The organism is Streptosporangium sp. NPDC006013 (genome assembly GCF_040614275.1).
In the GTDB taxonomy this organism is placed as follows: domain Bacteria; phylum Actinomycetota; class Actinomycetes; order Streptosporangiales; family Streptosporangiaceae; genus Streptosporangium.
Genome location: NZ_JBEXUE010000026.1, coordinates 1 through 12,580, shown reverse-complemented (window position 1 = coordinate 12,580; position 12,580 = coordinate 1). Strand labels below are relative to the sequence as shown.

The 12,580-nt window shown below is 71.8% G+C and carries 7 protein-coding genes; 4 read left to right on the top strand and 3 right to left on the bottom strand.

The annotated features are described in order from the left end of the window. Positions 1-239 precede the first annotated feature (239 nt). The 4 genes from ABZ260_RS06655 to ABZ260_RS06640 all read left to right on the top strand — a co-directional run bounded on the left by ABZ260_RS06655 (position 240) and on the right by ABZ260_RS06640 (position 4,826). Positions 240-1,928: a carbamoyltransferase N-terminal domain-containing protein gene (locus tag ABZ260_RS06655; RefSeq protein ID WP_355613699.1), complete on the top strand. Its 1,689-nt coding sequence runs from the start codon at positions 240-242 to the stop codon at positions 1,926-1,928. A gap of 11 nt (positions 1,929-1,939) precedes the next feature. After that, positions 1,940-2,905, top strand: a complete 966-nt coding sequence (locus ABZ260_RS06650) for a sulfotransferase domain-containing protein (protein ID WP_350929992.1) — start codon at positions 1,940-1,942, stop codon at positions 2,903-2,905. 80 nt (positions 2,906-2,985) lie between these two features. Continuing rightward, positions 2,986-4,146, top strand: a complete 1,161-nt coding sequence (locus tag ABZ260_RS06645) for a histidine kinase (protein ID WP_355613697.1) — start codon at positions 2,986-2,988, stop codon at positions 4,144-4,146. Beyond that, a complete protein-coding gene (locus tag ABZ260_RS06640; protein ID WP_350961398.1) occupies positions 4,143-4,826 on the top strand; it encodes a response regulator transcription factor in 684 nt (227 codons plus the stop codon). The genes ABZ260_RS06645 and ABZ260_RS06640 overlap by 4 nt, the downstream gene beginning before the upstream one ends. 1 nt (position 4,827) lies before the next feature. Here ABZ260_RS06640 and rfbB read toward each other — a convergent pair whose 3' ends face one another. From rfbB to ABZ260_RS06625, 3 genes are read right to left on the bottom strand one after another with little or no spacing between them, the layout of a single operon-like run. Next, a complete protein-coding gene (gene rfbB / locus ABZ260_RS06635; RefSeq protein ID WP_355555813.1) occupies positions 4,828-5,766 on the bottom strand; it encodes a dTDP-glucose 4,6-dehydratase in 939 nt (312 codons plus the stop codon). Positions 5,767-5,812: 46 nt separating this feature from the next. Further along, positions 5,813-6,736, bottom strand: coding sequence for an ornithine carbamoyltransferase (locus tag ABZ260_RS06630; protein ID WP_355613695.1), 924 nt, complete (start codon positions 6,734-6,736; stop codon positions 5,813-5,815). Between the two features lie 3 nt (positions 6,737-6,739). Beyond that, positions 6,740-12,448, bottom strand: a complete 5,709-nt coding sequence (locus tag ABZ260_RS06625) for an amino acid adenylation domain-containing protein (RefSeq protein ID WP_355613693.1) — start codon at positions 12,446-12,448, stop codon at positions 6,740-6,742. Positions 12,449-12,580: the final 132 nt, after the last annotated feature.

The window sequence follows — 12,580 nt, the reverse complement described above, 5'->3', positions numbered from 1 at the left end:
CCCTGTGGCGATGGTGTTTCGCCTTTCTTGAGCAGGCAGGGAACTGATTTAATTTCCGGAGGCCGGGCCGGTTCGCTGTCCCGCCAGCGGGACGAAGAGGCGGTTCACATCAGGGTTTATCTGGTGTGACGGGATCGCTCTGCGGTGCCACCCGCCGACGGCCGTCTAGCATTTTGCGTTGTTAATTCGCTATCAATGGCAGGCACGGCGCAACCGCGCGACGAATGCGGAGGAGACCGATGATTACTGCCGGGCTCAAGCTGACCAAGAGCGGCGGCCTCGCCCTGATCCGGGATGGCAGGCTCGAGTTCAATATCGAGATCCAGCAACTGGACAACAACCCGCGTTATAGCGGCGTCCAGGACCTGGAAACCCTGCCGAAATTGCTGGCCGACCGGGGATACGACGTGGACGACGTCGACGAATGGGTGGTCGACGGCTGGGCGGGCACGAAAAGCGGTCGGGTGCTGGATGTCGAGGTGGCGCCGTACCTGGAGACGGGGTCTGCGCCCGACCCCGCCCTGCCCGGCCACCGGGGCACCGTCCTGCTGGGCGGGAAGTCCAGACCATATACCAGCTATCCGCATGTGACGAGCCATATCGCGGCGGCCTACTGCACGAGCCCGTTCGCCCTGCGCGGCGAGCCCGCCATGGTCCTGGTGTGGGACGGCGACGCCTTCCCCCGGCTCTACCACGTCGACGAGGGCGGGCGGATCGAGGCCGACGGTGCGCTGTTCCCGCTCATCGGCGACGTGTACGCCATGGCCACCCAGCATTTCGGACCGTTTCCCCGGGAGAGCGGGGAGGGCGAGCCTGGCCCCCACGCGGCGGGGGACCTCATGGCGTACATCGCGATGGGCACCGTCAAGGACGAGATCCAGGCGGTGCTCCGCACGCTGTTCCACGAGCACTTCGAGGCGGACACGCCTCGGGCGCGGGAGTACCGGCAGGCGGTCGTCGGCTGCGGCGGCGCCACCGAGCCGTCCCACCGGTACGTACACGCCTACCTGGGCGAGCTCCGCGAGCGGATGGACCGGCTGGGGGTCGGCGACGCCGACGTCCTGGCCGGCCTGCACGACTTCGTGGAGAAGCTCCTCATCGAGCGGCTGGTGCCGCGGATGCGGGCGTGGCGGGGAGACGGGCCGGTCAACCTGTGCTTCGCGGGCGGCTGCGCGCTCAACACCAAGTGGAACTCCGCGCTCCGTGCGGAGCCGGCGATCCGCGAGATGTGGGTGCCGCCCTTCCCCGACGACTCGGGATCGGCGATCGGCGCCGCGGCGGCCCACCTGGGCCGCGCGGACGGTCTGCGCCCGCTCGAGTGGAACCTGCGGGCCGGCCCCGCACCGGTCCGCCACCCGCACCTGCCCCCGGGCTGGTCGGTGTCGCCGTGCCGACCGGAGGAGCTGGCCCGCCTGCTGCACCTCACCGGCAAGCCGGCCATCGTGCTCAGCGGGCGGGCCAAGCTCGGCCCGCAGGCGCTGGGGTCGCGCAGCATCCTGGCCCCCGCCGTCGATCCGGGCATGCGCCGGCTGCTGAACGAGGTGAAGCAGCGCGACGGGCACCGGCCGGTCACCCCGATATGCCTGGCCGACCACGCGCGGGACGTGTTCGATCCGGGGACGCCGGACCCGTACACGCTGTTCGAGCACCGACTCCGCCCGGAGTGGGTGGATCGGATCCCCGCCGTCCAGCACCTGGACGGCACGACCCGGTTGCAGACGGTCAGCGTGGACGACGATCCGACGCTGACCACCATCCTGCGCGAGTACCACAAGTGGAGCGGGATCCCGGTGCTGTGCGGCACGAGTGCCGGCCTGAGCGGGAGCGGATTCTTCCCCGACGTCGTCTCCGCGATGCGCTGGGGCCGGATCGACATCATCTGGAGCGACGGCGTCCTGTACCGCCGCGTCCGCAACGGCAGCGAGTGAAGGAGCCGGACATGACCCGAGAACCGCGCGCGATGGTGATCTCGCTGCAGAAGAGCGGGACCCACCTGATGCAGGAACTCATGCTGGAGCTGGGCTTCAAGATGGTCGGCGTGCCCCGGCCCGCGCCGCACACCGTGCCCGTGTTCGACGAGGAGCAGAGCAAGGCCATCGCGGCGCAGGTCCTCTCCAAGCTCGACTACGACGAGTTCCTCGAACTTCAGGGCACCGAGGCGTTCGCCGAGCGCGCCCAGGAGCTCTGGGGGACGATGGTCTGGCACTGGCAGCGCCAGCTCGGCCAGCGGGTGGTCAACCGGTACGGGCGCACCAGGTACGAGTTCGCCGAAGGGCTCGCCACCAACCCGCACCTGTCCTACAGCCGGTTCGCCGACACCCCGCCCGGCCTGTGCTGGATCTTCCACGAGCTGGACATCGAGCGGGTGGACGGCACCTTCCTGAGCGAGTGGGTGGAGACCGCGAACCCGCCGCTCATCTTCAACTACCGTGACCCGCGCGACGCCGTCGTCTCCATGATCAACTTTCTGGAGGGGCGGACCAGGGAGGGGTACGGCAACTTCTTCGAGGCCGACATCTTCAGCGCGATCCTGGCCAGCAAGCCCACCTGGGAAGAGAAGATCGACTACGCGTTGCGGGACCGGTCGTTCCTCGGCCGGGACCAGTTCGAGAAGGCGCTCTGGCTGCTCAATCACCCGAAGGTCTGCAAGGTGCGGTACGAGGACCTGGTCGGGCCGCAGGGAGGCGGCTCCCGCGAGCGGCAGCTCGACGCGGTGAACCGGGTGCTGCGCCATCTCGGCTCCGACCGGGACGCGGAGGAGGTCGCGGGCCGGGTCTACAACCCCGACTCGTGGAGCTTCTACAAGGGCCGCAGCGGCGGCTGGCAGGAGCGGTTCACCGCGCGCAACCTGGCCAGGTTCAACGAGCAGTTCGGTGACCTGCTGGAGCAGTACGGCTACGAGTGAGGCGAGATCCCCCGGCCGGCGGCGATGCCGGGAGCCGCACCGCCGCCAGGCCCCCGTGCCGCGTCCTAGACTTACCCGGGATGGATGAATTCGCCGTGCCGCCCGCGTCCCGGCGCAGCGTGCGCGACTGGCTCGTGGACATCGGCCTGTTCCTCTTCGCGGCGGCCTTCGGCATCATGACGGCCGCCGAGCGTATTCAGATGCCCACCCAGGACGTGTCGCCCTGGGTGTTCCAGCTCGACCAGTTGATCGGCGTGCTCGGCTGTGCCGCGCTGTGGCTGCGGCGGCGCCGCCCGGTCGAGCTGGCCCTGGCCCTCGTCGTCCTGTCGGCCTTCTCCGAGCTGGTCGGGGGCCCGATGCTGGTGGCGCTGTTCACAGTGGCGGTGCACCGGGCGGCGCGGACCACGTTCGCCGTCTTCACGTTGAGCCTGATCGCCGCGCTGGTCTACGCCGTGCTCAGGCAGGAGGTCGGCGCGCCGCGCGAGTTGCTGTTCCTGCTGGGGGTCGCGACCCAGGGCTCCGCCATCGGCTGGGGCCTTTTCGTGCACCACCGGCGCAGGCTCGTGCTGTCGCTGCGGGAGAGCGCCGCCAGGGCCGAGGCCGAGGCCCAGCAGCGCGCCCGCGAGGCGATCGCCCGGGAGATCCACGACGTCCTCGGGCACCGGCTGTCCCTGCTGAGCGTGCACGCGGGCGCGCTGGAGTTCCGGCCGGACGCTCCCGCGGAGGACATCGCCCGCGCGGCCAAGGTGATCAGGCAGAGCGCCCATCAGGCGCTGCAGGACCTGCGGGAGGCCATCGGCGTGCTGCGGGCCCCGGTCGGCGAGCTGTTACAACCCTCCCTGACCGACATCGAGGAACTCGCCGCCGAGTCCCGGCGGGCCGGGATGCGGGTGAACCTCACCCAGGAGGTTCCCGGGACCGTTCCCGGCCGGAGCGCCGGCACCGCCTACCGGATCGTGCAGGAGGCCCTCACCAACGCCCGCAAGCACGCCCACGGGGCACAGGTGTGGGTGCACACGACGGGGACGCCCGGCCAGTGGCTCTCGATCGAGGTGCGCAACTCCGCGCCCGACGCCCCTTCCTCGGCCGCCCCCGCCCCCGCCCCCGCTCCCGGCGAGGGTTCGGGACAGGGGCTGGTCGGCCTGGCCGAACGGGTCGCCCTGATCGGCGGGCGACTGGAGCACGGGCCCACCGCCGAAGGTGGCTGGTGCCTGTCGGCCTGGCTACCCTGGCCGGTATGACCTCCCAGCAGCCGCGGCAGGTCGGCGTGCTCATCGTCGACGACGACCCCCTGGTACGCGCCGGGCTGGTGATGATGCTGGGCGGCGCGCCCGATCTCAGCATCGTCGCCGAGGCGGGCGACGGGAGCGAGGCGCTCTCGATGGCCGCCCGGCATCGCCCCGACGTCGTCCTGATGGACATCCGGATGCCCGTCATGGACGGGCTGACCGCGACCAGGGAGCTCCGCGCCCGCCCCGGCGCCCCGGAGGTCATCGTGATGACCACCTTCGACGCCGACGACCACGTCCTGCGCGCGCTGCGCGCGGGAGCGGCCGGCTACCTGCTCAAGGACACCCCGCCCGCGGAGATCGTGGCCGCGGTGCGCCAGGTCACCCTGGGCAACCCGGTGCTCTCCCCCGCCGTGACGCGACGCCTCATCGCCCGGGTCGCCGACGACGGCGAGAACGAGCGCCGCACCCGGGCGCGGGAGCGGCTGGCCCAGCTGGCCGGCCGGGAACGCGAGGTGGCCATCGCGGTCGGGCAGGGCAGGTCCAACGCCGAGATCGGCGCCATGCTCCACCTCAGCCTGGCCACGGTGAAGACGCACGTGTCCAGCGTCCTCACCAAGTTCGACCTCAACAACCGGGTCCAGATCGCGCTGCTCGTCCACGACGCGGGCCTGCTCGACGACCCGCGGTGACTCAGCCGGCGGCGCGCTTGGACTTCCACCAGGAGGGGTTGTCGGCGTACCAGCGGACGGTCTCCGCCAGGCCGTCCTCGAACGCGGTCAGCGGCCGGTAGCCGAGAGCGCGCAGCTTGGTGTCGTCGAGCGAGTAGCGGCGGTCGTGCCCCTTGCGGTCGGTCACCCGCTCGACCATGGTCCAGTCGGCCTCCAGCGCGTCCAGCAGCCGCTGGGTGAGTTCCAGGTTGGTCAGCTCGGCGGTGCCCGCGATGTGGTAGACCTCGCCGGGCTCGCCCTGTTCGGCGACCAGGCGGATGCCCCGGCAGTGGTCGTCGACGTGGATCCAGTCGCGGATGTTGCCGCCGTCGCCGTACAGCGGGACCTTCCTGCCCTCCAGCAGGTTGGTGACGAAGAGCGGGATGACCTTCTCCGGGAACTGGTACGGCCCGTAGTTGTTGCCGCACCGGGTGATCGACACCGGCAGCCCGTGCGTGATCGCGTAGGCGCGGGCGATCATGTCGCCGCCCGCCTTGGCCGCCGCGTACGGCGAGCGCGGGCTCAGCGGGGCGTCCTCGTCCCAGGAGCCCGTCTCGATCGACCCGTACACCTCGTCCGTCGAGACCTGGACGACCCTCGGCGTACCCGCGTCCAGGCAGGCCTGCATCAGCGTCTGGGTGCCGAGCACGTTGGTGCGGACGAACTCGCCGGCCCCCTCGATCGACCGGTCGACGTGTGACTCGGCCGCGAAGTTGATCACGACGTCATGGCCGGGGACCACCCGGCTGAGCAGTTCGGCGTCGCAGATGTCGCCCTGAACGAGATCGTGCGGCACCCCCTCCAGATTGGCCGGGTCCGCGGCGTACGTGAGCCGGTCGAGCACGGTGATCCGGGCGTCCCGGGTGGTTCGGACGAAATGGGACCCGATGAACCCGGCACCGCCGGTGACGAGGATTCTCATGAGCGAGACACACCTTTCTGTCTGGGTAGGGCGCAGATGACACGCGCTACCGGGCCAGACACCATTCCAGCACCGCCATGGCGCTGTGGAGCTTGTTACGCGCCTGCTCGAAGGCGATACTCGCCGGGCCGTCCAGCACCTCGGCGGTCACCTCCTCGCCGCGATGCGCCGGCAGGTCGTGCATGAAGCAGGCGTCCGGGTAACGGGACATGAGTGACGCGTCCACCTGAAACGGTGCGAAGACCTGCCGCCATCGCGGGTCGGGCTTGCTGGTCCCGGTGGTCTGCCAGCGGGTGGTGTAGACGACGTCGACCTGGGCGGGCAGCGACAGCATGTCGTGGCTCTCGCGGACACTGCCGCCGGATCGCGCCGCCAGCGCGGCCGCCTCCGCGAGCACGTCCGGCGTGAGGCCGTACCCGCGGGGAGTGCGGAACTCCAGCTCGACACGGGGGAACCGGGAGAGTGCGAAGGCCAGCGCGACCGCGGTGTTGTTGCCCTCACCGACGTAGAGCACGCGCAGCCCTTTGAGACGGCCGAACCTGGCCGACATCGTGGTGAGGTCGGCCAGGGCCTGCGTGGGGTGCTCCTCGGCGCTCATCGCGTTGACGACGGCGGGGCAGTGCTCGGCGAACGTCCGCATCTCCCGCTGCGGCCCGGCGGTACGGATGACCAGGCCGTCCAGCATGCCACCGAGCACCCTCGCGGTGTCCTCCAACGTCTCACCGGTGTTGAGCTGCAGGTCGCCGGGTCCGTAGGTGATCACCTGCGCGCCGAGTCGCAGCGCGCCGGTGGTGAAGGAGGTCCGGGTGCGGGTGGAGGTCTTGCTGAAGTAGACGCCGACGATCCGGCCGCGCAGCGGGGCGTCGTGCGCCTCCGGGTCCGCGGCGAGGTCGACACCGCGCCGGACGATCGACTCGATGTCGGCGTCCTTGAGGTCGCGCAGCGAGATCACATCACGGGAACCGACCATGACTCACTCCTCGGGGTTGTCGATGACCGCGGTCAGCGCGGCCGCCAGAATGGACACCTGCGGTGGGAAGAGCGCCGTCCGGTGGTCGCCGGGGACGCGGTGGACACGCACCCCCGCGGCCTGCCGCCGCCACTGGTCCAGGTAGTCGTCGAACGACCGGCCGAGAATGGTCTGGTAGCCGCCCGCGGCGAGTTCCTCGCAAACGATCAGGTCGACCGTGCCCGGGTAGGCGGCGAAACGGTAGCTGGAGCGGGCCTCCAGCATCTCCCGCCAGGAGCGCAACCAGTGCGTCCAGCCCTCGCCGAGGTCGAGGTCCGCACCGTCGACCAGCAGGTCGCCGTCGTCGATCACCTCGCGCAGCACGGCCATGATCTCGGCACGCGCCTCCTCGCCGCCCGGCCCGTCCTGCAGGTCCGCGAGGAGCCCCTCGGCCCGGCGCAGCACCTCCAGGTTGGCCAGCAGCGGGTTGACCCCGGCCGAGGCGTACTCGAACGGGTCGATCAGGATCAGCCGGGGCCGTTCACCGATCTCGTGGAGCTGGCGGGCCATCTCCCAGGCGATACCGCTGGAGGCGCACCAGCCGAGGATGTGGTACGGGCCCTTCGGCCGTGCCTCCCGCAGTTCCGCCAGGTAGGTGGCCGCGATCTCCGGCACGCTCGTGGCGTGACCGTGGACGCCGTGCAGTCCGGGCCACTCGAAGGCCGCCAGGGGTCGTTCCGGCGCGTACACGTCGGCGAGATGCCGGTACCAGTGGGCGCTCCCGCCGCCGGGGTGGACGCAGAACAGCGGCGTGCCCTCGTCCTGGTCGTTGAGCCAGAGCAGCACCGACGGCCTCTCCCGCTCCGCCGCGGCGGCGGCCGCCAGGCCGCGTACCGTGCGGTGTTCCAGGAAGTCGCGGAAGGTCACCTCGACGCGGTGCTCCCTGGCCAGCCGGGCGACGATCCGGAGCATGAGGAGCGAGTGGCCGCCCAGCTTGAAGTAGTCGTCGTCGCGGCCCACCCGCTCGATGCCCAGCGCGTCGGCCCACACCTCGGCGATCGCCGTCTCGACCGGACCGTCCGGCGGCTCGTACCGCGTGGTCACCCTCGGCCGGTCGGAACCGGGCACGGGCAGCGCGGCCCGGTCGACCTTGCCGTTGGCCAGGCGGGGGAAGGACTCCAGGACCACGAAGTGGGTCGGCACCATGTACCCGGGCAGCACCCGGTCGGCGTGGCGGCGCACCTCCTCGACGGCGGCGCCGTCGAGGAGGATCAGGTAGGCGGCGAGCCGCTGCTCACCCTGCGGCCCGGGGACCGGGTGCACCACCACGGCCCGGACGTCCGGGTGGTCGGCGAGGATGTTCTCCACCTCGCCGAGCTCGACCCGGAACCCGCGGATCTTGAGCTGGTGGTCGCGCCGGCCGAGGATCTCGATCCGGCCGCCGCGGTCGCGCCTGCCGATGTCGCCGGTGGCGTACATCCTGCCGCCCGGCTCGGCGAACGGGTCGGGCAGGAACACGTCCGCGGTGGTGGCGGGCCTGCCGAGATAACCCCGGGCCAGCCCGTCGCCACCGACGAAGATCTCTCCGGCCACCCCGTCGAGCACCGGTTCCAGGTCCCGGTCGAGCAGGTACACGGTGGTGTCGGCGGCCGGCACCCAGACCGGCCCGTCATCGGTCATCCGGGTGCCGAAGGCGAAGACGGTCGCCTCGCTCGGGCCGTACATGTCCCAGACCTGGGCATCGGTGGCGCGCAGCCGGGTCAACAGGTCGGCGCTCATCGCCTCGCCCCCGGACAGCAGCCGGAATCCGGCGGGCGGGGACCAGCCCGACTCGGTCAGCATCCGCCAGGTGGTGGGCGAGGCCTGCAGGAACCTGGCGCCGCTGCCGCGCAGCAGCCCGGCGAGGGATACCGGGTCCCGGCCGAGGTCCTCACCGGCCAGGACCAGGTGGCCGCCGCCTGCGAGGGTGGTGAAGACGGCGAGCTGGCACACGTCGGTCACCATCGGCACGACCGCGGCCGCCACGTCGTGGACGGCCAGGCCGAGGTTCCGCCACATCGACCAGACCCGGTCGGCGAGCGCGCCGTGCCGGACCATCACCCCCTTGGGGCGTCCGGTCGACCCGGAGGTGTACACGACGTAGGCCAGTTCCTCCGGATCGGGCCGGTGCAGCTCGGCGGCCGGCTCGGCGTGATCGATCCGGCCGGGAGTGACCACGACGGCCCCGGCGATCTCGGTGCCGCTCACCACGACCCGCGGCCCGGCGTCGTGCACCAGCGCGGCGATCCGGTCGGCCGGGTGCCCGGGGTCGATGGGCACGTACGCCGCGCCCACGGCGAGGACGCCGAGCACGGCCGCCACCAGGTCGGGTTCCCTGGGCAGGCACACCCCGACCAGGTCCCCGGCGCGCACGCCCGCCTCCCGCAGGCCGGCCGCCCAGCGCCAGGCGCGGTCGCGCAGTTCCCGATAGGTCAGCGTGGCCCCCGCCGCCTCGACCGCCACCGCGTCGGGGATCCGCGCGGCCTGCTCGGCGAAGAGCTCGTGGACACCCCGGCGCGGCCGGGGTGCCCGGGTCCGGTCCACCCCGCCGGTCAGCAGCCGTTCCCGCTCGCGCGCCGGGAGCAGTGACACACCGGCGTCGCCGTCGAGGTCGGCGATCATCAGGGTCAGCGCCCGCCGGTACATCCGGGCGAGCAGTTCGGCGTGCGGGCGCCCGACCCACGACGACTTGGTGGCGATCACCAGCCCCTGGGCGCCCCTCATGACCGCCAGCGGGAACTCGTTCGGGCTGACGTCCGTGCTGCCGGAGGTGTCGACCGTCTCCCGGTCCAGTACGTGGAAGTCGAGGTAGTTGAAGGCCACGTCGAGCACCCGCTGCCCGTCGCCGAACTCGCGCTGCATCTCGGGCAGCGGGAAGCGACGGTGCGGCCACAGTTCGACCTCCTCGGCGAACACCGCCTCGACCAGCTCGCGCCAGGTGGCCGCCCCGGTCGGTGCGACGAAGGGCACCGGGTTGAGGAACATGCCGCGGACCCGGTCCCCGCCCTCGACCTCGGTACGGCCGTTGCACACCAGGCCGCAGTAGAACGGTCCCGGACCGGCGACCGCCCGCCACACGGCGACGTGCGCGGCGAGCAGCACGCTCTTCAGCGACGTCCCCGCCGACGTGGCCACCCGCCGCAGCGCGGCCTCGATGTCGTGGAACGGCACGACCGTCGAGTACGCCCCCGGACCGTCCGGGTCGGCCCAGGCGGCGGGGATGGTCAACCGGTTCGCGCCGCCCAGCCGGTCCCTCCAGAACGCCCGGTCGGCCTGGCCGGTCAGGCTGCGCCGCTCCTGCGCGATGAAGTCGGCGTACCTGACGGCGCTCGACTCCCCGGCAGGCGTGGGCCGGCCGTCGCGGATCGCCCGGTAGAGGTCGAGCACCTCCGTGATGATCGAGTTGTGGCTCCAGCCGTCCAGGATCGCGTGGCACTCGGTGAGCGAGAAGTACCACCGGTCGTCACCGGCCTGGTGCGCGTGGACGCGCAGCAGCGGTGCCGCGCCGAGGTCGAAGAGCCGTGCGCGCTCCGCCGCCCGGAACGCCGTCATGCTCGCCTCCCGCTCGTCCGGCGACTCCCCGCGCAGGTCCGCGTACCCGACCTCGACCTCCACCCGGTCGTGCACGAGCTGCAGCGGCTCGGAGAAGGTCGCCAGGTCGAACGAGGTGCGCAGGATGTCGTGCCGGGCCACGACCTCCTCGGTCGCGGCGGCGAACGCCGCGACGTCGAAGACGCCGGGATCACGGATCAGGTAGCTGGTGATGTTGTGATACGGGTTGCCGTCCGGGTCGGCCAGCAGCTCGTAGACCATGCCGGCCTGGACCCGCGCCATCGGATAGGCGTCCACCACTCCGGCCGGCACCTTCGCCCGGTCCTCCGCGCCGATCAGCGCGAACGGCGGCGTGCCGGCCCGCTCGACGTGGGTGGCGTCGCCGTCGCCCGCCAGGATCAGGTCGGCGATGCTCTGATGCCGGAACAGGCTCTGCACGGAGTAGTCGAGGCCGCCGGCGCGCAGCGCCCCGACGAGGCGGACCGCGCGGATCGAGTCGCCGCCGAGCTCGAAGAAGTTGTCACCCACGCCGACCTGCTCGATGCCGAGCACCTCGGCCCAGATCCTGGCCATCGCCGTCTCCGCCTCGGTCCGCGGCGGGACGTAGCCGTTGCCCTGCTCCTGCCGCGAGCCGTCGGGAGCGGGCAGCGCCCGCAGGTCGACCTTGCCGTTGGCGGTCAGCGGCAGCTTCGGGACGATCACGAAGGCGGCCGGGACCATGTGGCCGGGCAGCCGCTCGACCGTGTACGCGCGCAGCTCCGCCGCACCGATCCGCGCGCTGTCCCTGGGCACGGCGTAGCCGATGAGCCTCCGTTCGCCGGGCACGCTCTCGTCCACGGTGACGACGGCGTCGTCCAGGTCCGGATGGCCGGACAGGCACGCCTCGACCTCGCCGAGCTCGATCCGGAACCCGCGGATCTTCACCTGGTCGTCGAGACGGCCGAGAAAGCCGATGTCGCCGTCCGGCCGCCACCTCGCCCGGTCTCCCGAGCGGTAGAGCCGGGAGCCCGGCGGCCCGAAGGGATCGGGCACGAAACGGTCCGCGGTGAGCGCGGGATGGCCGAGGTAGCCGCGGGCGACGCCGGCGCCGCCCACGTGGAGCTCGCCCGGCACGCCGACCGGCACGGGACGCATCCGCCCGTCGAGCACGTGCAGGGTGAGATCGCCGAGGGGCCGCCCGATCGGGCTGCGGTCCCCCGCCAGATCGGCCGGGCCGAGGGGCCGGTAGGTGACGTGCACGGTCGTCTCGGTGATGCCGTACATGTTGACGAGTCTCGGCCGCTCGGCGCCGTACCTGTTCCACCAGGGTTCGAGCATGCCGACGTCGAGCGCCTCCCCGCCGAAGACCACCAGGCGGAGCCGGAGCCGGTCGAGGGCGGCCTCACCGCGCCTGGCCAGATCGACCAGCGAGCGGAACGCCGACGGTGTCTGGTTGAGCACGGTCACGCCCTCGTCGGCGAGGAGCACGGCCAGGTCCCAGGGCGAGCGCGACACCTCGTAGGGGACGACGACGAGGCGGCCGCCGTACAGGAACGCGCCCCACATCTCCCAGACCGAGAAGTCGAAGGCGTAGGAGTGGAACAGCGCCCAGACGTCGTCCGGGCCGAAGCCGTAGTCGTCCTCGGTCACGGTGAACAGGCGGACCGCGTTGGCATGGGTCACCTGGACCCCCTTGGGGCGGCCCGCGGACCCGGAGGTGTAGATGACGTAGGCGAGATCGCCGGGGTGCGTCCGGAGCGCGGGCGCCTCGGCGGGCAGCGCCGCGATGCGGTCGATCTCATCGGCGTCGTCCAGATACAGACAGTGTCCGGACCAGTGTCCGGACCAGTGCCCGGACACCCGTTCCGCCGGCGCGGTCTCGGTGACCACGACACGGGCGCCGGCGTCACGGACCAGGAAGTCGATCCGCTCGGCCGGATGATCCGGATCGAGCGGCAGGTAGGCCGCCCCGGCCTTGAGCACCGCGAGGACGGTGACCAGCATGTCGACGCCGCGCGGCAGGCAGATCCCCACGAGGTCCTCGCGGCCCACGCCGAGTTCCACCAGCCGGTGCGCCAGCCGGTTGGCCCTGGCCTCCAGATCGGCGTAGGTCAGGTGCCGGCCGTCGAAGGTCACCGCGATCGCGCCGGGCCGCTCCCGCACCCGGGCGGCGAAGCGCTCGTGCAGGCAGGGCTCGCCGGTCGTCTCGGTGTATAGACGGCAGGTCGAGTCCCGTGGTGTTGAAGTAGCTCATCGGAGTGGTCCTTTCGGGAACGTGTGATTCCTGGTTGATCG